This is a genomic window from Caulobacter hibisci (assembly GCF_016135805.1).
Taxonomy (GTDB): domain Bacteria; phylum Pseudomonadota; class Alphaproteobacteria; order Caulobacterales; family Caulobacteraceae; genus Caulobacter; species Caulobacter hibisci.
In genome coordinates this window covers 99,060-119,789 of record NZ_JADWOX010000008.1, presented here as the reverse complement: position 1 = coordinate 119,789, position 20,730 = coordinate 99,060, and the positions used below count along the sequence as shown (strand labels likewise).

At 69.0% G+C, this 20,730-nt stretch carries 22 protein-coding genes; 4 read left to right on the top strand and 18 right to left on the bottom strand.

Annotated elements, in window-relative coordinates:
- Positions 1-115 precede the first annotated feature (115 nt).
- Positions 116-2,251, bottom strand: a complete 2,136-nt coding sequence (locus I4Q42_RS13230; protein ID WP_198576544.1) for a histidine kinase dimerization/phosphoacceptor domain -containing protein — start codon at positions 2,249-2,251, stop codon at positions 116-118.
- A gap of 209 nt (positions 2,252-2,460) precedes the next feature.
- Between I4Q42_RS13230 and I4Q42_RS13225 the strand changes: the two genes are divergently transcribed.
- Positions 2,461-2,817 carry a phage holin family protein gene (locus tag I4Q42_RS13225; RefSeq protein WP_198576543.1) on the top strand — a complete coding sequence of 119 codons (357 nt, stop codon included), beginning with the start codon at positions 2,461-2,463 and terminating at the stop codon, positions 2,815-2,817.
- Positions 2,818-2,821: 4 nt separating this feature from the next.
- On the opposite strand, the gene I4Q42_RS13220 is transcribed toward I4Q42_RS13225, so the two are convergent.
- The gene (locus tag I4Q42_RS13220) at positions 2,822-3,610 is read right to left on the bottom strand and encodes a M23 family metallopeptidase (RefSeq protein WP_198576542.1); all 789 of its coding nucleotides are present in this window, start codon (positions 3,608-3,610) and stop codon (positions 2,822-2,824) included.
- Positions 3,611-3,929: 319 nt separating this feature from the next.
- On the opposite strand from I4Q42_RS13220, the gene I4Q42_RS13215 reads away from it, so the two are divergent.
- The gene (locus I4Q42_RS13215; RefSeq protein WP_198576541.1) at positions 3,930-4,280 is read left to right on the top strand and encodes a UrcA family protein; all 351 of its coding nucleotides are present in this window, start codon (positions 3,930-3,932) and stop codon (positions 4,278-4,280) included.
- A 122-nt stretch (positions 4,281-4,402) separates the two neighbouring features.
- On the opposite strand, the gene I4Q42_RS13210 is transcribed toward I4Q42_RS13215, so the two are convergent.
- The 4 genes from I4Q42_RS13210 to I4Q42_RS13195 all read right to left on the bottom strand — a co-directional run bounded on the left by I4Q42_RS13210 (position 4,403) and on the right by I4Q42_RS13195 (position 7,701).
- On the bottom strand, positions 4,403-5,821 hold the full coding sequence (locus I4Q42_RS13210; RefSeq protein WP_198576540.1) for an NAD(P)(+) transhydrogenase (Re/Si-specific) subunit beta: 1,419 nt from the start codon (positions 5,819-5,821) through the stop codon (positions 4,403-4,405).
- 31 nt (positions 5,822-5,852) lie between these two features.
- The gene (locus tag I4Q42_RS13205) at positions 5,853-6,176 is read right to left on the bottom strand and encodes a proton-translocating transhydrogenase family protein (protein ID WP_198576539.1); all 324 of its coding nucleotides are present in this window, start codon (positions 6,174-6,176) and stop codon (positions 5,853-5,855) included.
- 23 nt (positions 6,177-6,199) lie between these two features.
- Positions 6,200-7,342 carry a Re/Si-specific NAD(P)(+) transhydrogenase subunit alpha gene (locus tag I4Q42_RS13200; RefSeq protein WP_198576538.1) on the bottom strand — a complete coding sequence of 381 codons (1,143 nt, stop codon included), beginning with the start codon at positions 7,340-7,342 and terminating at the stop codon, positions 6,200-6,202.
- A gap of 119 nt (positions 7,343-7,461) precedes the next feature.
- A complete protein-coding gene (locus I4Q42_RS13195; protein ID WP_198576537.1) occupies positions 7,462-7,701 on the bottom strand; it encodes an aa3-type cytochrome c oxidase subunit IV in 240 nt (79 codons plus the stop codon).
- Between the two features lie 107 nt (positions 7,702-7,808).
- Between I4Q42_RS13195 and I4Q42_RS13190 the strand changes: the two genes are divergently transcribed.
- Complete coding sequence (locus tag I4Q42_RS13190) at positions 7,809-8,876, top strand: glycosyltransferase family 4 protein (RefSeq protein WP_332873080.1); 1,068 nt, start codon at positions 7,809-7,811, stop codon at positions 8,874-8,876.
- A 188-nt stretch (positions 8,877-9,064) separates the two neighbouring features.
- Here the strand turns inward: I4Q42_RS13190 and I4Q42_RS26400 are convergent, their stop codons facing one another.
- The 7 genes from I4Q42_RS26400 to I4Q42_RS13155 form a co-directional block, all read right to left on the bottom strand.
- Positions 9,065-10,072 (bottom strand): glycosyltransferase family 9 protein, encoded by a 1,008-nt coding sequence (locus tag I4Q42_RS26400; protein WP_198576535.1) that lies wholly within the window; start codon positions 10,070-10,072, stop codon positions 9,065-9,067.
- Entirely contained in the window at positions 10,069-10,992 is a 924-nt protein-coding gene (locus I4Q42_RS13180) for an alpha/beta fold hydrolase (protein WP_198576534.1), read from the bottom strand. The genes I4Q42_RS26400 and I4Q42_RS13180 overlap by 4 nt, the downstream gene beginning before the upstream one ends.
- A gap of 3 nt (positions 10,993-10,995) precedes the next feature.
- On the bottom strand, positions 10,996-11,469 hold the full coding sequence (locus I4Q42_RS13175; protein ID WP_198576533.1) for a PaaI family thioesterase: 474 nt from the start codon (positions 11,467-11,469) through the stop codon (positions 10,996-10,998).
- A 241-nt stretch (positions 11,470-11,710) separates the two neighbouring features.
- Positions 11,711-12,556, bottom strand: coding sequence for a pirin family protein (locus tag I4Q42_RS13170; protein WP_198576532.1), 846 nt, complete (start codon positions 12,554-12,556; stop codon positions 11,711-11,713).
- 129 nt (positions 12,557-12,685) lie between these two features.
- Positions 12,686-14,059, bottom strand: coding sequence for an ABC1 kinase family protein (locus I4Q42_RS13165; protein ID WP_198576531.1), 1,374 nt, complete (start codon positions 14,057-14,059; stop codon positions 12,686-12,688).
- 165 nt (positions 14,060-14,224) lie between these two features.
- Positions 14,225-16,015, bottom strand: coding sequence for a M3 family oligoendopeptidase (locus tag I4Q42_RS13160; RefSeq protein WP_198576530.1), 1,791 nt, complete (start codon positions 16,013-16,015; stop codon positions 14,225-14,227).
- A gap of 218 nt (positions 16,016-16,233) precedes the next feature.
- Positions 16,234-16,599, bottom strand: a complete 366-nt coding sequence (locus tag I4Q42_RS13155; RefSeq protein ID WP_198576529.1) for an MmcQ/YjbR family DNA-binding protein — start codon at positions 16,597-16,599, stop codon at positions 16,234-16,236.
- 203 nt (positions 16,600-16,802) lie between these two features.
- On the opposite strand from I4Q42_RS13155, the gene I4Q42_RS13150 reads away from it, so the two are divergent.
- Positions 16,803-18,272: a sigma-54-dependent transcriptional regulator gene (locus I4Q42_RS13150; RefSeq protein ID WP_198576528.1), complete on the top strand. Its 1,470-nt coding sequence runs from the start codon at positions 16,803-16,805 to the stop codon at positions 18,270-18,272.
- A 58-nt stretch (positions 18,273-18,330) separates the two neighbouring features.
- Here I4Q42_RS13150 and I4Q42_RS13145 read toward each other — a convergent pair whose 3' ends face one another.
- The 5 genes from I4Q42_RS13145 to ykgO all read right to left on the bottom strand — a co-directional run bounded on the left by I4Q42_RS13145 (position 18,331) and on the right by ykgO (position 20,584).
- A complete protein-coding gene (locus tag I4Q42_RS13145) occupies positions 18,331-18,753 on the bottom strand; it encodes a hypothetical protein (protein ID WP_198576527.1) in 423 nt (140 codons plus the stop codon).
- 345 nt (positions 18,754-19,098) lie between these two features.
- Positions 19,099-19,425: a hypothetical protein gene (locus tag I4Q42_RS13140; protein WP_198576526.1), complete on the bottom strand. Its 327-nt coding sequence runs from the start codon at positions 19,423-19,425 to the stop codon at positions 19,099-19,101.
- 71 nt (positions 19,426-19,496) lie between these two features.
- Positions 19,497-19,766, bottom strand: a complete 270-nt coding sequence (gene gapR, locus I4Q42_RS13135; RefSeq protein ID WP_198576525.1) for a nucleoid-associated protein GapR — start codon at positions 19,764-19,766, stop codon at positions 19,497-19,499.
- A gap of 75 nt (positions 19,767-19,841) precedes the next feature.
- Entirely contained in the window at positions 19,842-20,459 is a 618-nt protein-coding gene (locus I4Q42_RS13130) for an HAD family hydrolase (protein WP_198576524.1), read from the bottom strand.
- Positions 20,459-20,584 carry a type B 50S ribosomal protein L36 gene (gene ykgO, locus I4Q42_RS13125; RefSeq protein WP_198576523.1) on the bottom strand — a complete coding sequence of 42 codons (126 nt, stop codon included), beginning with the start codon at positions 20,582-20,584 and terminating at the stop codon, positions 20,459-20,461. Before ykgO ends, I4Q42_RS13130 begins: the two co-directional genes overlap by 1 nt.
- Between the last annotated feature and the right edge of the window lie 146 nt (positions 20,585-20,730).

The window sequence follows — 20,730 nt, the reverse complement described above, 5'->3', positions numbered from 1 at the left end:
GATAACGCATTTGTAATGCCCGACACCCTGGCTCAGGTATTGGACATTTCCAAGGCCGATTGAACGATCATTCTCAAAATCGTGAACGATCGTTCTCAAGTTCGGGGAGGCTGGATCAGCCCGCCGGCGCGTTGAGTTCGGCCCGCACGCCGGGGCTGTTGTCGTTGTAGGTCAGGGTTCCGGCCAGCTGGCGGACCATGGCGTCCATCATCTTGCTGCCGAAGCCGACGCGGGGGCCCTGCTTGCCGCCGCCCTGGTCGGCGACCGAGAGGCGCACGCGGCCGCCCTGTTCGACCAGGCCGATGTCGATGCGGCCGGGCCGGCCGCCATAGGCGTACTTCACCGCATTGATCACCAGCTCGGTGACCACCAGGCCGATGGTCACGGCCTTGTCGGTCGAGACCGTGGCCGGGGCGGCGTCGACGCGGAGCATGCGGGCCCAGTCCTGGCCCAGGGACTCCACGAGCTCCTCGGCCAGCTCGACGAGATAGCGGTCGAGCGACACCGTCTCCAGCTGGTCGCCGCGATAGAGCCGGCGGTGGACCAGGCCCACGGCGGTGAGCCGGCGGCTGGCCTCCTCGAGCGGGGCGCGGGCGGCAGGGTCCTCGATGGCCTTCATCTGGATGGTCAGGAAGCCAGCGGCCAGGGCCAGGCTGTTCTGCACCCGGTGGTTCACCTCGCGCAGCAGAAAATCCTTCTGCCGCAGCAGGTCGTCCTTGTCGTCGAGCGTGGCGCGCAGCTGGCTGTTGAGCTCGGCCGTGCGGCGGGCGCGGCGCAGGTCCAGCAGGTCCTGGCGCAGGCGCGCGGCGGCGTCGCTCTGGGACGGGGTCCAGGGGCGCGAGCGGCCGCGGACGGTCTCGCTCCAGGCGTCGAACGAGGCGCGGGGCGTCAGGGCGCCGTCGCCGCCGGCCGCCTTGGCGGTGCGGTAGGGATCGCCGGCCCAGCGCACGACCTCGACCTCCTCGGCCCGGGTCCACAACACCGCCAGCAGCGGCGAGCGCTCGATCACCACCCCCATCAGGCCCGAGGCCCAGCTCTTGAAGGCGCCGGCCCCGGGGAAGACGTTGGCGCTCTGGTCGGTGGCGACCACGCCGCCCGTATCGGCCTCCAGCAGCCAGTCGCGCAGCATGAAGAGAGCTGTGTGCGGCGGGGTCTTGCCGGCGGTCTCGATGCGCTCGTCGCGGAACAGGGCCACGCCGTCGGCCTCGCCCAGGGCGACCAGGTCGGCCAGGTGCTCCTCCAGCGCCAGGTCGCCGATGTCGGACTGGGCCAGCACGGCGGACAGGTCGTCGCCCAGGGCCCGCAGGCGCAGCTTCTCGCGCCAGGCCTCGGCCTCTTCCTTGGCCTTGATCTGGCGGGCCAGTCCGCCGGCCAGGGCGCGGCAGGCGGCGCGGATCTCGTAGGGCAGCAGGCGGGAGCCGTCGTGGTGGCAGGCCACCAGTCCCCACAGCCGGCCGTCCTTGACGATCGACACCGAGGCCGAGGCGCCCACGCCCATGTTGCGCAGGTACTGCAGGTGCACCGGCGAGACGCTGCGCAGGGCCAGGTCGCTCATGTCGAGCGCGGGCTCCAGAGCGGGTTCGAGCGGCGCGGGGAGGTAGGCGGCGTCCGGGATCACCCGCACGAGGTTGCGTACATAGAGGGCGCGGGCCTGGCGGGGGATGTCCGAACCGGGGAAGCGGTGGTTGAGGAAGCTTTTCAGGTGCGGGGCGCGGTCCTCGCCGACCACCTCGCCGGCCTCGTCGGCCACGCCGAAGCGATAGATCATCACCCGGTCGAAGCCGGTCAGGCGGCGAAATTCCAGGGCAGCGCGATCATAGAGCGTCTTCAGGCCCGGGCAGCGCTCGAAGGCGGCGGCGGCGGCTTCCAGGTGGGCCAGGATCTGCGAGCCGGCCATCGGCCGGTCCAGGCCGGGCTCGATCTCCAGCAGCACGAGGTCGCCCTGGATCGTGGCGCTGAGGTCGAGGTTGCGGCCTTGGCGACGCAGCACCCCGATGAAGCCGCCGGCCGGGCGCGAGCTGGAGAGGGCCGCGACCTGTCCGGCCAGGTCGTCGCCGATCAGGGCCCCGGCCGTCTGGTCGAGCCAGGCTTCCACGCCCAGCAGGCCGGCCACGTCTCCGGCCGCGGCGCGCACGACCAGGCTGTCGCGGTCGAGCACCAGCAGGGCGCCGTGCGGCTGGATGGCGCCGGGGATGTGGATGGGCTCGCGATCGCAGGCCTGGATCTGCTCGGCCGAAGGCGCGTCGCTCATGCGTCGAGGCGCGCGCTGGCGAGGTCGAGGGCAGGGCGGGCGTCGATCACGGCGGCGGCTCCAAAGCGGCCAAGGCCGTAAAACAACAGTAGGACGCATTGGAGAGGCTTACAGTCGTCTTGTCGACATTCCGCCAGTCTACGTTGATCCGCCTTGCGAGGCGTCGCCAAGCGGGTCAGGCTTCAAGCTGGACCTCGGGGATATCTCTGATGACGGGCTTTCTGCTGCGCGCCGTGTTCGCGGGACTTGGGCTGTGGCTGGCCTCGCGGATCGTGCCGGGGGTCAGCGCCTCGGGCTGGCAGAGCGTGGCGATCGCCGCCGTGCTGCTGGGGATCGTCAACGCCGTGGTGCGTCCGGTCGTGATCGTGCTGACCCTGCCCATCACCCTGGTGACCCTGGGCCTGTTCCTGCTGGTGGTGAACGCCGCCATGCTGGGGCTGGTGGCCATGGTGCTGCCGGGCCTGGCGGTGCACGGCTTCTGGGCGGGGATCTTCGGGGCGATCGTGATCGGGATCGTCAGCTGGTTCGGCCACCTGCTGTTGGGCGAGGCGGGCGAGCGGGATTGATGCCCTAGCCGTCGGCGACGGCGATCCGCACACGGACCCGGCCGTCCTCGCCGCGCGCGGCGACGCCGACGCCGCCATTGGCCGCGGCGCGGCGGGCGGCGACCTTTTCCTTCATGCCCTCGGGCCAGCGCGACACGTGGGCCAGGCGCACCTTGCGCGGCACGCGGGCGGCCGCCTTCAGGGGCAGGTCGTCGGCGCTGGCGAAGGTCTTGTCCATGAACAGGGCCGGGTTCAGCGGGCGGCCCTTGCGGCTGATCTCGAAATGCAGGTGCGAGCCCGTCGAGCGGCCGCTATCGCCGACCAGGGCGATCGGCGTGCCGCGACGCACGAAGACGCCCTTCTTCATGCCGAGGTTGCGGCCGAGGTGGGCATAGAGACTGGAGAAGCCGTCCTTGTGGCGGATCTCGACGAAGCGGCCATAGCCGGGGTCGGTTCCGATGCGGATGACCACGCCATCGGCGGCGACCTTGACGGCCGTGCCGGAGGGGGCGGCGATGTCGACGCCCTCGTGCAGGCGGCCGCCTTCTTCCCACGGCAGCTGGCGCAGGCCGAAGGGCGAGGCGATGTCGCGGCCGGGCAGGGGCGCGTCGAAGGCGTATTCCGGCGGCGGGGGCGACGGCGGCGCGGGCTCCGGAACCACGACGGCGGCCGGCGCGGCGCTCGGGGCGGGCGCCAGCAGGTCGGCCAGGGCGCGGGCGGCCGGCACGGAAACGCCGGCGAAGGCCACGGCGAAGCCGAGCGTCAGCGGCAGGGCGAAGCGTCGGGCGGGCGGGGCCTGGATGTCTGGCGCCAAGAACGGAACCTCGTGGAGCGGTCGGGGGCGAGGACCGGCGGCGTTTCTAGAAGCTCGGCCTTTCGCGATCGTGAACGGTGGGCTCTTTGCCTGCCGGATCCGGCGGAAAGGCGGCAGCTGCGCCACGGAGCGATCAGAGCTTTGCCGTGAGCTGTCGCCAAAATTTCAAACATTACGCGAATTTTAGAATATTAAATCAAAGCAATACTATGAATACGGAGTCATGAACGACACTTAACGAGACTCTTCAAGTATCGTTCAGTACACCTTTGTTCATGGAGGCGCGGCGGACGCGCCAAGGAACAGAGGGAAAATTCCAATGCGCAAGTTCATGATCAGCCTGACCTCGATCGCCACCCTGACCCTGGCGGCCGTGCCCGTCCTCGGCCTGACCCAGGCCGCCCACGCCGGCGAGCGCGCCGTGACGGTGCGGGTCGGCGACCTGAACCTGGCCAATCCGGCCGACGCCGCCGAGTTCGAAAGCCGCGCCGACGACGCCACCAAGCGCTTCTGCAAGGCCCAAGCCCGGGGCCAGCGCCTGGACCTGATGTCGCGCCGCGCCTGCACCCTCGAGGTCCAGACCGAGATCAACGAGAAGCTCTCCAGCAAGCAACGCCAGGCGCTGGCCTCGGCCCAACGCCTGACCCCGGTCACCGTGGCCGCGCGCTGAACGCCCCATGCTGATCGATCCGCCGCGGAGGCCCCGGTGAAAGCCGGAGCCTCCACGAGCGGCGAACGAAAAAGGCCCCGGCTTTCGTCGGGGCCTTTCGTCGTTCCGGAGTGAGGCGGGGGTCAGAGCCCCTTGACGATGCCCTCGACCATCTTCTTGGCGTCGGCGAACAGCATCATGGTGTTGTCCTTGAAGAACAGCTCGTTCTCGACGCCGGCATAGCCCGAGGCCATGCCGCGCTTGACGAAGAGAACGGTGCGGGCCTTCTCGACGTCCAGGATCGGCATGCCGAAGATGGCGCTGGTCGGGTCGGTCTTGGCGGCCGGGTTGGTGACGTCGTTTGCGCCGATCACGAAGGCCACGTCCGCCGTCGAGAACTCGCTGTTGATGTCTTCCAGCTCGAACACCTCGTCGTAGGGCACGTTGGCCTCAGCGAGGAGAACGTTCATGTGGCCCGGCATGCGGCCGGCGACGGGGTGGATGGCGTATTTCACCTCGACCCCCTCTTCCTTCAGCTTGTCGGCCATTTCGCGCAAGGCGTGCTGGGCTTGGGAGACGGCCATGCCGTAGCCCGGGACGATGATCACCTTGCTGGCGTTCTTCATGATGAAGGCCGCGTCGTCGGCCGAGCCTTGCTTGACCGGACGGCTCTCGACCTTGCCGCCGGGACCGGCGGCCGCGGCGTCGGCCCCGAAGCCGCCCAGGATCACCGAGACGAACGAGCGGTTCATGCCCTTGCACATGATGTAGGACAGGATCGCGCCCGACGAACCGACCAGGGCGCCGGTGATGATCAGGGTGGTGTTTTCCAGCGTGAAGCCCAGGGCCGCAGCCGCCCAGCCGGAATAGCTGTTAAGCATCGACACCACGACCGGCATGTCGGCGCCGCCGATCGGGATGATCAGGGTGACGCCGATCAGCAGGCTCAGGGCGAAGATGCCCCAGAAGGCCCACTTGGCCTGGCCGCCGCTGATCACCAGCACCACCACCAGGGCGACGATGGCCAGGGCGATCACGATGTTCAGCAGGTGGCGGGCCGGCAGCAGGATCGGCGCGCCGCCCATGTTGCCGTTCAGCTTGGCGAAGGCGATGACCGAGCCGGTGAAGGTGATCGCGCCGATCGCCAGGCCCAGCGACAGCTCGATCAGGCTGTTGAGGTGGATGGCCCCGTCCTCGCCGACGATGCCGTAGGCGGCCGGGGTGTAGATGGCGGCCACGGCCACCAGGCAGGCGGCCATGCCGACCAGCGAGTGGAAGGCGGCGACCAGCTGCGGCATCGAGGTCATGGCGACCTTGCGGGCGATGATCGCCCCCACCGCGCCGCCGACGGCGACGCCGCCGAGGATCAGGCCCAGGGTCACGATGTCGAGCGCGCCTTGCGTCCACAGGGTGGCCAGGGTGGTCGCCACGGCGATGGCCATGCCGATCATGCCGTTGCGGTTGCCGGCCTGGCTGGTCACCGGGCTGGACAGCCCGCGCAGCGCCAGGATGAACAGCACGCCCGAGACGATGTAGAGGATGGCTGCGAGATTGGCGTTCATGATGTCATTTCCCCCAAGTGGCTCTCGCCGCTCACTTCTTTTCTTTCTTCTTGTACATGGCCAGCATCCGCTGGGTGACCAGGAAGCCGCCGAAGATGTTGACCGCCGCGAAGGCCGCGGCGATCGCGCCGGCCCCCTTGGAGATCCACACCGAACCGGCGTCAGGCGCGCCCGACGCGCCATGCGCGGCGGCGGCCAGCAGCGCGCCGACGATGATCACCGACGAGATGGCGTTGGTCACGGCCATCAGCGGGGTGTGCAGGGCGGGCGTCACGCTCCAGACGACGTAGTAGCCGACGAAGATGGCGAGCACGAAGATCGCCAGGCGGAACACGGTGGGGTCGACGGCTTCCATGGGAGCCTCCCTTTCTATGCCGGTTAGGCGGTCTTCAGGTTCGGATGGACGATCTCGCCGCCGTGGGTGACCACGGCCGCCTTGAGGATCTCGTCCTCGAAGTCGGGGGCGAAGGCCCCTTCCTTGGTCAGGAACAGGGCCGACAGGGCGAACAGATTGCGCGAATAGAGCGCCGAGGCGTCGGCGGCGATGCGGCCGGGCAGGTTGGCGTGGCCGAGGATCTTGGCGCCGTTGGCGGTGACCACGGTCTCGTCCAGCTTGGCGCCTTCGACGTTGCCGCCCTGCTCGATGGCCAGGTCGACCAGGATCGAGCCGGCCTTCATCGACGCCACCTGGGCGGCGCTGACCAGTTTCGGCGCGGCGCGGCCCGGGATCAGGGCGGTGGTGATGACGATGTCCTGCTTGGCGATGTGGCTGGAGACCAGCTCGGCCTGCTTGGCTTGGTACTCGGCCGACATCTCCTTGGCGTAGCCGCCGGCGGTCTGGGCGTTCTTGAACTCCTCGTCCTCGACGGCCAGGAACTTGGCGCCGAGGCTCTCGACCTGCTCCTTGGTGGCGGGGCGGACGTCGGTGGCGGTGACCACGGCGCCCAGGCGGCGGGCCGTGGCGATGGCCTGCAGGCCGGCGACGCCGACGCCCATGACGAACACCTTGGCCGCGGCGACGGTGCCGGCGGCGGTCATCATCATCGGCAGGGCCTTGCCGTAGGCCTCGGCCCCCTCGATCACCGAGCGATAGCCGGCGAGGTTCGCCTGGCTGGACAGCATGTCCATTACCTGGGCCCGCGTGATGCGCGGGATGAACTCCATGGCGATGGCGCTGGCGCCCGCTTTTGCAAGCGCGTTCAGCGTGTCCTTGTCCTGGTAGGGATTGAGCGCGGCCGCGACGATCGCGCCGCTCTTCAGGGCCGCGATCTCGGCGGCTTCCGGCGCGCGGACCTTGAACAGGACGTCGGCGTCCTTGATGGCGTCCTTGGCGGACTTGGCCAGCTTGGCGCCGGCCGCTTCATAGTCGGCGTCGAGATAGGAGGCGGCCGTTCCGGCCCCGGCCTCGACCACCACCGAGAAGCCGGCGGCGGTCAGTTTCTTGACGGTCTCGGGCGTGGCGGCGACCCGTGTCTCGTTCGAGCGGGTCTCTTTCGTGACGGCGATGATGGCCATCGGCATGCCTCCCCCGGGAGCGTTGTTCGCTCAAAACACTTGAGCCGCTCTTTAGGGGAGGTTCTTGCCTCTTGTCGAGAATTACCCGCCTGACGGACGCAAAAAATTGCCGATGTCCACCGGTGTCAGTGAGCTGGCGCGGCCTTCTCGCGCAGGAACACGATGCCCAGGACGGCGAGCACGACGGCCGTTCCGGCCGCGCCGATGAAGCCGGCCGGGGTGCAGAACAGCAGGACGAAGAAGGTCAGGGCGACGGCGATCGCCAGCGAGCCCCACTTGGTCATCTTGCCGAACGCCGCGTAGGTCGCGGCCTGTTCGTGGATGTCCATTTCACCGCGGTGGTAGTCGGACGCTTGGTTGCCCATCGACGAGGCTCTCCCTGGATTTTTTCCCTTACCGACGTATAGCAAGCCCCGCGCGGCGCTCAAGCCTGGGCGGCGCCGTGACGCATCCGGGGGCTGGCTTGAAAATCGTGTTCGTGGAGCCGGGGGCGAGCCTTCGCCCGGTGGGTGGAACGCGCATCGTCTACGAGCACGCCAACCGCCTGGCCGAGCGCGGCCACGACGTCACCGTCGTGCTGCCGGCCTCCGCCGCCATCGACGCCCGCCTGCGCAAGCGGTTGCGGCTGTGGCTGCGCTGGCGACGCTGGAAGGCCGACGGCCGCTGGCGTCCGACCTGGGCGCGGATCTCGCCCAAGGTGAAGGTGCTGTGGGCGCCCGACCTTTCGGCCCGCCATGTGCCGGCCGGCGACGTCGTGGTCGCCACGGTCTGGAACGCCGTCGAGGGCGTCGACCGCCTGCCGCCGAGCCACGGCGTGAAGGCCTTCTTCGCCCAGCATTGGGATTTCGGCTTCGAGCGTAACGCCGAGGGCGTCGAGCGCGCCTGGGCGCCGGCCATGGCCAAGATCGTCATCGCCCGGTCGATCCGGGCCAAGGCGGCCGAGCGCGGCGTTGACGCGGCCCTGGTGCCCAACGGCCTGGAGCTGGCGACCTTCGGCCTCGACACGCCGCTGGACCAGCGCGACCCGTTCCGCGTGGCCCTGATCCACCAACGGGCCAGCTACAAGGGCTTCGACGACGCCCTGGCGGCTCTCGCCATCGCCCACGCGGCCGAGCCGCGCCTGACCGTCGAGATGTATGGCCCGGCCGCGCCCGACGACCTGCCGGCCTATGTGACCTATCATGTCGCCCCGACCGACGCCGACCTGCGGGCGCTCTACAACCGCGCCTCGGTGTTCGTCTCGGCCAGCCACAACGAGGGCTGGGGCCTGCCGCCGTGCGAGGCGGCCCTGTGCGGCGCGGCCCTGGCCATCACCGACAACCTGGGCCACCGCGAGTTCGCCTTCGACGGCAGGACGGCCCTGCTCAGCCAGCCGCACGATCCGCCGGCCCTGGCCGCCAACCTGCTGGCCCTGATCGCCGACGCGGAGCTGCGCGCGCGGCTCAATGCCGGGGCGCGTGCCGAACTGGCGCAATACGACTGGAACCGCTCCAGCGCCCTGATGGAAGAGGCGCTGACCCGGATCGTGGCGGCGGGTTAGGCAGCGGCGGCGTAGCGACCATCATCTGTGGTCGCCCCCCCCCCAAAAAAAAACCCGTCGTTCCCCGCGAAGGCGGGGACCCAAGCTGACTTTCAGGATGGAGAGCTGCCGTCGATGACCTGCAGCCTCGGCTTGGATCCCCGCCTTCGCGGGGATGCACGGAGGAAAATGGCGACTATCGATCGGCGCTAAACGGCCTGGGCCAGCAGCCGGCGGGCGCTGTCGGCGACGGTGGCGGCCTCCAGTCGCGACAGGTCGTCGGTGGCCACGGCGTGCAGGAAGCGCGAATAGTCCAGCACCGGCCCGGGACCGAACAGGCCCAGCGTTGGCGTTCCCACCGAGGCCGACAGGTTCATCGGCCCGGAGTCGTTGCCGACGAAGAGATCGGCGCGCGCCATGAGCGCCGAGCCGACGTCGAACTTCAGGTCGCAGACGTTGACCTCGGTCACGCCCGCCGGCGAACCGTTCGCCAACTGGGCGTCGACGCGGGCCTTGTCCTCGAAGCCGCCCAGCCAGAAGCGCGTGCCGCCCAGGTCGGAAAGGCCGGCGCTGAGGGCGGCGAAGCTGGCCAGCGGCCACATGCGGCGCGCTTCGCTGGCCCCGACGCCGTAGACAATCCAAGGCTTGGGCAGGGCGCCGAACCGGGCTTCGACGGCCTCCAGCGAGGCGGTGGTCGGAGTCATGGCCGGCTCGCGGCTGGCGACGGTCAGGCCGTGGGCCGTCTCGAAGGCGGCCAGCTTGTCGATCCGATGGGCCGGACGCATGGCCTTGGGCAGGTAGGGGCCGTGGGTCAGCCAGCGCTGCTGGCCGTGGCCCAGGCCAAAGCCGCGCCGCTCCTTCACCCCGGCCAGGGCCGCGCCGATGGCGGGGCGGTCGATCTTCTCGAGAATCCACACCGCGCGCGGCCGGCGGGTCCGACAGAGGCGGTAGAAGTCGGCGATCTCCTGAAGGTTCTTCCAGGTCCCCGATCGGTACTCGACGTAGTCGATCGCCGTGACGCAGGTCTCCGCGCCCAGCAGGTCGCGGGCCCGGCTCGACGGACGGGCGGCCAGCAGCACGGTCTTTTCCGGCGTCTGGGCGGCGATGGCGCGCAGGGTCGGCAGGTGCCAGGTCAGGTCGCCCACGCCCCGGTCGGGCATGTAGACCATGACGAGGCCCCGGCCCGCCTGAGCCGAAGCGGCGGGATCGAGGTTCACGCCCAGGCCGCCAGCAGGCCGCGAAGCCCGGCCGTGAAGGCCAGGGGCTGGTCGATCATCACGTGGTGGTCGGCGTCGGGAATGGGCAAGCGCAGAACGTCCTTGGGCATCTGCGCGACCATATAGTCCAAGGTCTCGGCATGCATAAGCCCCGAGCGCTCGCCCCACATCAGGGCCGCCGGGCAGGCGATCTCGGTCAGCAGCAGGCCGAGATCAGGCATCGAGAACCGCTGCCAGATGGCCGGGTCGAACTTCCAGGTCCAGCCGCCCTCGACTTCCTTCAGCGAGCGGCGGGCGATGAAGTCGGCGATGTAGAGGTTCTCGCAAGCCTGCGGCGGGGCAAGGCGGAAGCGGGCCAGGGCCTCTTCCAGGGTCGGATAGACCTTGGTCCCGAAGCCCGAGCGCGGCGGCGGGCCTTTCCAGCGCTTTTCCGGCGGCTGGATGCTGGTGTCGACCAGGATCGCCCCGCGCAGCCGCTCGGCATGGCGGGCGGCGCAGTAGAGAGTGGGAAAGCCGCCGAACGAGTGGCCGACGAAGATCGGCTTATGCCCGCCGACCTCCAGTTGGGCCGCCTCGACCGCGGCGAAGGCCTCGGCCGCGAAGGTTTCGGCGCTGTAGGCCTCGCGCCAGCCGCTGTCGCCCATGCCTGCCCAGGAGATCGCCGCGATCCGCCAGTCGGCCGCGAAATAGGGCGCGATGAAGCTCCACCAGTCGGCATGGGCGCCGTTGCCGTGCAGGAACAGCAGGCCCGGCTTGCCGACCTCGCCCCAGGTCAGCAGTTCGATCGACGTGCCGAGCACCTCGATGGTCGAGCGTTCGGGCTCGATGGCGACGGTGGCGTCGAACCAGGCGGGGGCGGGCGGCGGCGCGCCGTCGAACGGGGCCAGCAGCGAGGCGGGGGCGGCGTGGTCGTCGGCCATGGCTCAGGCCTCCTCGCGGAAGGCGATCTCGCCGGGGCGGGGCTTGCGGGGGCTCAGCGCCTTGAAGATCCCGGTGCCGGTGATCAGGGTCCGCTCGCCGGTCCAGATGCGGCCGCGCACGGTGAAGATGCCGTCTTCTTCCGCCAGCAGTTCGCCCCGGCCCTCGACGAACTCGCCCAGCTGCGCGCCCGACAGGAAGTCCGTCATCAGCCGCACCGTGACCCACGAATAGGACTTCTGCAGCGAGATGATCCGGCCCCAGGCCATGTCGGCGAAGCTCATCAGCATGCCGCCGTGGCAGTTGCCCAGGCCGTTGGTGTGATGCTCCTCGACCCGGAAGCCCAGCGTCGCCTCGCCCGGACCGTCGGCGCGCTCGTACAGCGGCCCGATCTGCCGGCCGAACCCGCGCGTCCAGTTCAGCTGGGCGTAGCCGTCGGGGATGGCGGCGCTCTGGGCCTCGGTCAGGTCGTCGGACATGGGGGAAGTCTAACGGTCGTTTGAATGCGCCCGCAAGACCCTCTCCCCGTGGGAGAGGTGTCGGCGCAGCCGACGGAGAGGGGAGGGGTGCGAAATCGGCCAGCTTCTCAGCGGCCGAAAACGTCCCCCCTCCGGCCCTTCGGGCCACCTCCCCCAGAGGGGGAGGATCTTGTTGGACGGGCTCGCTCTTCGAGATGCTCCCCCTCTGGGGGAGCTGTCGCAAAGCGACTGAGGGGGTTTCCTACGCGTTCACGCTGCCGAACTTGCCCGCCTGGTAATCCTGGATCGCCTGGATGATCTCCTCCCGCGTCGTCATCACGAACGGCCCATGCGAGACGACCGGTTCGCGGATCGGGTCGGCGTGGCCGAGCAGCAGCACCGCGCCGTCCACGGACGAGAGATCAAGGCCTTCGCCGTCGGTCAGCTCGACGAGGTTCGCCGCGCCCGCCGTCCGGTCGCCGATCGCGATCGAGCCGCGCACCACATAGAGGAACACCGCCCGCCCGGCCGGGATCGGCAGGGACAAGGCCGCGCCCGCCTCCAGCCGCACGACGCTCATGGCCACGCCGGTCAGGGACTTGATCGGGCCGGTCACGCCGTCGACCTCGCCCGAGATCAGCTCGATCGTCGCGCCGTCCTTTTGGATCTTCGGAATGTCGGGCGCCTGCAGGCCGACATAGTGCGGCTTGGTCATCTTCAGGCGGCTGGGCAGGTTGACCCACAGCTGCAGGATTTCCAGCGGCCCGCCGCTGCGCTTGAAGGTCTCGGGCGACAGCTCGGCGTGCACCAGGCCGCTGCCGGCCGTCATCCACTGCACGCCGCCGGCGTCGATGACGCTCTCGTGGCCGCCGCTGTCCAGGTGCGACAGTTGGCCTTCGAGGATGAAGGTCACGGTCTCGAAGCCGCGATGCGGATGCGGCCCGAACGGCAGGCCGCGATTACCCGGGCGATAGGTCTGCGGGCCGTGGTGGTTGAGGAACAGGAACGGATCCAGCTGCTCGATCGCCGGACCGGGCAGGGGGCGACGGGTCGAGAGGTCGCCGATGTCGTCGCGATAGGCCGCGTGCAGGCGGGCGATGGTGCGCATTCCAAAACCTCGTCATCCCCCGACTTGTTCGGGGGACCCAAGCCGAGGCGGAAAACAATGCGGAAGCTCCGCTTGGGTCACCCGCATAAAGCGGGTGATGACGTCTGTTAAGGGACTGCGCTCAAGGCGTCACGCCGGAGCCGCGATCCCCGCCGCCCCCAGCACCGCCTTCTGCCGCTCCGCCAGACCCTCTTCCGAGAACCCCTCCAGCGAGGCCTCGAACAGGGCGCGCCAATTGTGGCGGGCGCCCAGGTGCAGGAAGGCCGCGCCCAGGCCGATGGCGGCGCGGTCCATGAACACGAACTCGCGGGGGATCGTCACGCCGCCGACCGATTTCAGCGCCTGGCGCACCTTGAAGGCTTCGCGGCGGCCATACTCGCCGGGCGGCACGTCGTCGGCCACCGTGCGCACCCGGTCGTCGAGCAGCGGGCCATAGATGAACCGCGCCCAGACGTTCAGCACGTCGACCAGCTCGTCGGTCAGGTTGGCGAAGCCCCAGCTGCGATAGGCCTCCATCTGGCCGGCGCGATCGTCTTCCGAGAGGGCGCGATAGAGCCGCACCACCCCGGCCACGAAGCGCGGCGGAAACACCCGGATGCAGCCGAAGTCGAGCAGGTTGAGGTGCGCGGCCCCGTCCTCGCCGCCGCCGAAGGTGTAGTTGCCCAGGTGCGGGTCGCCATGGATGACGCCGATGTGAGTCATCGGACCCCACCAGGCCTCGAACAGCAGGGCGGCGATGCGGTCGCGGGTTTCCTGCGGCGCGCTCTTGAAGGCCATCAGCCCCTGGCCGTCGAGCCAGGTCATGCTCAGCAGCCGCTTGGTCGACAGCGCCGGCACCGGCTCGGGCGTACGGATGTCGTCGCGGCCGGCGAAGAAGCCCCCGTAGACGAGCATCATCTTCGCCTCGCGCTCGTAGTCGAGCTCCTCGCGCAGGCGGTCGCCGATTTCCTCGATCATCTCGGTGGGGTCGATCGAGCCGTCCATGCGCTTGAGCAGGGCGATCAGGGCGCGCAGCTGGCCAAGATCGCTTTCGACGGCGCTCTGCATGTCGGGGTATTGCAGCTTCACCGCCAGCTTGCGACCGTCCGGCGCGACGGCGCGGTGCACCTGGCCCAGGGAAGCGGCCGCTGCGGCGTCGTGCTCGAAGCTTTGGAATTTCGTGGCCCAGTCGGCGCCGAGTTCGGCCGCCATCCGCCGGCGCACGAACGGCCAGCCCATGGCCGGGGCGTTGGTCTGGAGCTCGGCCAGTTCCTTGGCGAACTCCGGCGGCAGGAGGTCGGGCACTGTGGCGAACATCTGCGCCGCCTTCATCAGCGGCCCCTTCAGCCCGCCCAGCGCCGCCTTCAGCGCCTTGGCGTTGCGGGCGCTGGCGTCGTCGCCGGCGAACAGGCTGTTGGCGCCGTAGCTGACGGCGGCGCCGGAGAGACCCGCCCCGACCTTGGCGAAACGGGCGAGGCGGCCGGAGAGGCGGTCGCGTTCGCGATCTTTGGCCGGGTCAGACATGATCTCTCCTTCTCCCCTTGCGGGAGAAGGTGTCGCGAAGCGACGGATGAGGGGGCGACAGGCCTGTCGGTTCGCACGCAGCGGCGCGGGCGGCGCGACCCCTCATCCGACCGCCTGCGGCGGCCACCTTCTCCCGCAAGGGGAGAAGGGCGCGATCTTGCCCGATCACACCAGCGCCTCGAACTCGTCCACCAGCCGTTCCAACTGCCGGCAGCCGGCCGCCCAGAACGCCTTGTCGCGCGGGTTGAGGCCGAAGGGCTTGAGGGCCTCGACATAGGTGCGGGTGCCGCCGGCGGCCAGCAGGTCTTCGTAGAGGGGAGCGAAGGTCTCCGGATCCTCGCGGCGCTTCTCCATCAGGCCGCGCACCAGCAGGTCGCCGAACGCGTAGGCGTAGACATAGAAGGGCGCATGCACGAAGTGGCTGACATAGGCCCAGTAGTGCTCGTAGCCCTCGTTCAGCTTGACGGCCGGGCCCAGGCTCTCGGCCATCACCTCCAGCCACAGGCCGCCGATCTGGTCGGGCGACAGCTCGCCCTCCTGGCGGGCGGCGTGGAAGCGGCGTTCGAAGCGGTGGAAGGCGATCTGGCGGACGACGGTGTTGAGGCCGTCCTCGATCTTGCCGGCCAGCAGCCCCTTGCGGTCGGCGGGCGTGGCCTCGGCCAGCAGGCGGTCGAACACCAGGCCTTCGCCGAAGATCGAGGCCGTCTCGGCCAGGGTCAGGGGCGTGTCGGCCAGCAGGGTCCCCAGCGGCGCGCACAGGGTCTGGTGCACGGCGTGGCCCAGTTCGTGGGCCAGGGTCAGCACGTCGCGCCGCTCGCCCATGTAGTTCATGAAGACGTAGGGGTGGCGGTCGGCGGTTACCGGGTGCGAATAGGCGCCCGACTGCTTGCCCGCGCGGGGGCGGGCGTCGATCCACGGCTGGGTGAAGAAGGTCTCGGCGGTGTCGGCGAACTTCGGGGCCAGGGCCTGGAAGCTTTCCAGCACCACGTCCTTGGCCTCGGCCCAGGGATAGGTGCGCGGCTGGGCGGCGTCGAGGGGGGCGTTGCGGTCCCAGTAGTCGAGCGACTTGCGGCCCATGGCCTTGGCCTTGAGCGCATAATAGCGGTGCGACAGGCGCGGATAGGCCTCGACCACGGCCGCTTCCAGGGCGTCCACCGCGTCGGCGTCGACCTCGTTGGCCAGGTGGCGCGAGTGGGCCGGCTCGTCATAGCGCCGCCAGCGGTCCTCGACCTGCTTTTCGAAGGCCAGGGTGTTCACCACCAGCGCCTGGGTCGAGGCGCGCTCTTCCAGGGCGTGGGCCAGACCGTCGGCGGCGGCCTTGCGGCGGCGCACGTCGGGGTCGGACAGGCGGTTCAGCGCCTCGGGCAGGGTCAGCTGCTCCTTGCCGACCTTGGCCGACAGTTTGGCCAGGGTCTCGTCATAGAGCCGCACCCAGTTGGCCACGGCCGGGCCGCGATCGACGATGTAGCGCTCCAGCTCGGCCGACAGCTCGTGCGGGCGCGACAGGCGCAGGCGGCGCAGCCACGGGGTCCAGCGGCGGACCGGCTCGTGGGCCTTCAGCGCGGCCTCGAGCTCGGCGTCCTCCAGCTGGTTCAGCTCCAGCGAGAAGAACAGGCTCTCGGCGGCGATCTGCGAGGAGCGGGCGCGAAGATCGGCCTCGAACTTGGCCCAGGCCGGGTCGTCGCGGGCGGTCGAGGCGGCCAGGCCCGCATAGGCGCCCACGCCCCACAGCCCGTTGACGGCCTCCTCATAGAGCCGGATCCCGCGATCGAGCAGCTTGCCCAGGCGCTCGGGCTCGCCCCGGGCTTCGAGGAACATGCCCTCCAGCGAGGCCAGCTCGTCATTGGCGGCCTTGGCGGCGGCCAGGTCGGTCTCGATCCTCGGATCCTCGCGACCGGCATAGAGGTCGGCGAGGTTCCACTCGGGAAGGGCGTCGGGCTTGAAGGGCGCGTTCATGATGGGAAGGGATATGGCTCTGAGCGGGGGTGGAGGCAATTGGGAAGGGCGCAAATCCCCTCTCCCCTTGCGGGAGAGGGTGGCCCGCGAAGCGGGTCGGGTGAGGGGTGGAAGGACGAGGCCACCGCCAAACGTGTCAGCCGACGAGGCGGTTCAGATTTGAGAGACCCCTCATCCGTCGGCTATCGCCGACACCTTCTCCCGCAAGGGGAGAAGGATCAGGAATGCCGTTTCACCAACGCCTTCGGCGCCACGAGCGTCCAGGCCGTGCGCAGCAGGCCCGCCAACTCGTCGGCGTCGATTTCGGCCAGCCGCACCAGCACCGCCGGATAGCCGCGATAGTGGGCGTCGTCGAAGAAGCGCTCGGGGGCTGCCTCGATCAGCATCTGCTTGGTCTCCATCAGGCAGCGGATCGCGATGACGCCGGGCACGAGCACGCGCTTGGCCTTGGGCGCGGGGCGGGCCAGATAGCTCCAGGCCAGGCCCTTGCCGGCGACCTCGAAGGCGACCTGCTGGCCGTTGGAAGCCTCCGCCACCTCGGGCAGGGCCGTCGCCAGGGCGCGCAGGGTTTCGTCGTCGACCATGAGGCGATGAAGCGCTCAATTCCCGCCCCGTGCAACGGGAGAGCGGCTCTCCGACCCCAACACCGTAAACCCTTGTTAAGCCTCGCTGTTAAGGTCTGGGACACCTCTCCGAAAGCCGGTGTTTACTCCCGTGCTGTACCACTCTGAACCAACAAGAGCTTCGCTCCATGTCGGGCGCGGCCGGTTCTGGTGGGTGTTCCTCAATGACCAAGACGGTGCTCGTCGTCGATGACGATCCGACTCAACGTCGACTGATCCAGGCGGTGCTGGAGCGCGAAGGTTTCGCCGTCTCCCACGCCGAGAACGGCGACGCGGCCATGGCCCACCTGGCCAGCGGCGCGCCGGCCGACGTCATCCTGCTCGACCTCGTCATGCCCGGCCTGCCCGGCCAGGAGGCGCTGAAGGAGATGCGGGCCCGCGGCTATGCCCAGCCGGTGATCGTGCTGACCGCCAGCGGCGGCGTCGACACCGTGGTCAAGGCCATGCAGGCCGGCGCCACCGACTTCTTCATCAAGCCGGCCAGCCCTGAGCGGATCACCGTGTCGATCCGCAACGCCCTGTCGATGGGCGACCTCAAGGGCGAGGTCGACCGCCTCAACAAGCGCGTCACCGGCCGGACCACCTTCGCCGACCTGATCGGAACCTCGCCGGCCATGACCATGGTCAAGCGTATCGGCGAGCGCGCCGCCAAGAGTTCGATCCCGGTGCTGATCACCGGCGAGAGCGGGGTCGGCAAGGAGCTGATCGCCCGCGCCGTGCACGGATCCTCGGACCGGGCCGGCAAGCCGTTCGTGGCCGTCAACTGTGGCGCCATTCCGGAAAACCTCGTCGAGTCGATCCTGTTCGGCCACGAGAAGGGCAGCTTCACCGGCGCCTCCGACAAGCACTCGGGCAAGTTCAAGGAAGCCGACGGCGGCACCCTGTTCCTCGACGAGGTCGGCGAGCTGCCGCTCGACGTCCAGGTCAAGCTGCTGCGCGCCCTGCAAGAGGGCGAGATCGACCCGATCGGCTCCAAGCGCTCGGTCAAGGTCGACGTCCGCATCGTCTCGGCCACCAATCGCGACCTGTCGGCCGCGGTGGCCCAGGGCGTGTTCCGCGAGGATCTTTTCTATCGCCTGAACGTCTTCCCGGTGGAGGCGCCCGGCCTGCGCGCGCGTCGCGAGGACATCCCCGCCCTGGTCGAGGCCTTCGTGCGCCGCTTCAACGTCGAGGAAGGCAAGCGCGTGGTCGGGGCCTCGCCCGAGACCCTGCAGATCCTCTGCGCCTTCGACTGGCCCGGCAACGTGCGCCAGCTGGAGAACGCGGTCTATCGCGCCATCGTCCTGGCCGACGCGCCCTATCTGCAGCCCTACGACTTCCCGGCCATCTCGGGCGTCATGGCGCCGCCGCTGGAAGCCTCGCCGACCGAGCCCCTGCCGGCCGTGCTCCAGGCCGCCGTCGCCCAGGCCCAGGCCGAGATCGGCCCGTTGGGCGAGGCGCCGGTGCGCATCCTCGACGGCCACGGCCACCTGCGGACGCTGGAAGAGATCGAACGCGACCTCATCCAGCACGCCATCGAGGTCTATGCCGGCCACATGAGCGAGGTCGCCCGCCGTCTGGGCATCGGCCGCTCGACCCTCTATCGCAAGGTGCGCGAGCAGGGCATCGACGTGGACGTGAAGGAAGCCTCGTAAACGCGCCGGCGGCTTCAAAGCCGCCAGAACGTTCCACGGATTTGAAAGCGCGCGGCCTTCAGGCCGCCGCTTCGTCCTCGACGACCGTCACCCAGCCGCCGCCGCTGCGGCGGACGGCGCGGTCGGCTTCGAGGCCTTGCAGCTCCAGAATGACGCCGGACAGCGGCAGCGCGCGGCTCCAGCGCCGTTCGAGCTGGCGGGTGATGTCGGGCGCGGTCAGCACCACGTTCTCGCGGCCGAGCACCATCAGGATCATGTCGCGGGCGGAGCGGGGCTTGCGGCCTCGTCGCGCGGGGCCGGCCGCGGCGAACGTCGCCGGCTCTCCGGGCGGGGCGAGGCCCGCTCTCTCGATGGCGCCGATCGCAAGGCCGATCGCCTTCAGTTCGCCTTCGAACGGCTCCTGCGCACGGCGCTGGGCCTCGATCATGCGAACTTCCAGGTCGGCTTTTCTCCGGAGGAGGAATTCGTAGGTGTTGGCCATGTCTCGTCCCCGTGAACGGGTCGCCAGGTCGGCCTCCACGCACCAACCCCTCCGACGCAGCCCTTTGAGCCGCTCCGTCCACTTTGTTGAATTAATACAATTACTTGCGATATGTGCATATTGTCGCACCAGTCTTAAAAACTGCTTAACGATAATCGTCGAGCGCTGCTATTTGGTAAGAAATCAGGACTTAATTCGTGTCTTTTTCCAGGGGTGCACGTCAGGATTGCAGATGCGCGCGTCCGGCAAGTCTTGTGAAGCTTGGCCTTTGTCGCATCGAGCTGTCGCCCGACCTGCCTGCGGCCTGCATCGGCCGGATTAACGAATGCGATCCCGCCCGGAGCCTCAGTCCTCGACGGTTTCCGCCGGTCTTCCGCGCCGCGCGAAGCCCTTGCCGCGCGACATGAGCTTTCGCTCGCCCTTGGCCTTGGCGGTGATCTCTTTGAGCTTGATGGTCTGGTTGACCGACAGGGCCTGGCCCGCGCCGCCCTTTTCCGGATCGCCGAAGGCCCGGCCGTAGGTCTCGATGCGCTGGGCCACCGAGCCCAGGAACTCGCCCTCCCAGTCGGAAAGCTCGACGCCGCCCTTGTCGGCCATCCGCTTGGCGCGCTTGAGGGCGTTCAGGGCCGCCTTCTTGGCCTGGGTGCGGGGATCGGGCGGCTTGGCGCGCATGGTCCGAGCCTAGATGCTAAAAAGGCCCCCTTCCAGGGAAGAGGGCCTTCAAAAACTCAGGTCTCGGAACCTCAGATCTCGCCGATGGCCGAGAGGTAGAGGTCGAGGATGGCGTCCTCTTCCTGGCGCTTGGCGCGGTCGGTCTTGCGCAGGCGGACCACCTTCTTGAGCACCTTGACGTCGAAGCCGTTGCCCTTGGCTTCGAGGTAGACTTCCTTGATCTGCTCCATGATCTCGGCCTTCTCGACCTCGAGGCGCTCGACGCGCTCGATGATCGACTTCAGCTGGCCCTGGGCGGTGGAGTTCAGAACGTCGGCGTGGGGAACGGCGTCATCGGCCATGGTCGGCTCTCGTCGATAAAGGGGAGAAATCGGGCCGCGGAACCTAGTGCGGGACGCGTCCGAGGGAAAGCCGATTCAGAGCAGGCCGTGCGCCTGAATCACCGGACGCAGGGCGGCCGGGTCGGTGAACAGGTGGACGTGGAAGCCCAGCGCCCGCGCGGCCGCGATATTGTCGGCGTTGTCGTCGATGAACAGCAGGTCGTGGGGCGCCAGGCCCGTGCGCTCCAGCACGATCTCGTAGATGCGGGGATCGGGCTTGATGACCTTTTCCTCGGCCGAGACGATGGCGTCGCGCAGGTGGCGGAACACCGGGCTCATGGCCTTCACGCCGGGCCAGGACTCGTTGGCCATGTTGGTCAGGGCGTATTGCGGCACGCCGGCGAGCGCCAGGTCCTCGATCAGGCCTTCCGTCTCGGGGATGGCGCCGGAGAACATCTCGTCCCAGCGGTCCCACCAGGCGGCCAGATGCTCGGCGTGTTCGGGGAACTGGGCGGCGCGCAGGGCGATGTTGTCGCCGAAGGTCACGCCCCGGTCGGTTTCGCTATGCCAGTCCATGGTCCCGACATGCGAAAGGAACCGGTCGAGATCGGCCGGTTCCTTGAAGATCTTCGCGTAGAGCGTGCGCGGGTTCCAGCGCACGATGACATTGCCGACGTCCCAGAGCACGGCCCTGGGAGGCGTCACGGCCGTCATCAGCCCTGCTTGGCCTTGAAGCGCGGGTCGGTCTTGTTGATGATGTAGACGATGCCCTTGCGGCGCACCAACTTGCAGTCGCGGTGGCGACCCTTCAGCGACTTCAGCGAGCTGCGAACCTTCATGACCGTCTCTGTGTTTCAGCGGAGAGGTTCGGGCGCGCCAAGAGACTCGCCGGAACATCCGGATGTTTCGGAGGGCGTGCGTATAGGCAAGACCCGGGCGAGAGTCAATCGACCCAGGCCCTTTAGCGCGCGGCGCTAGACCCTTT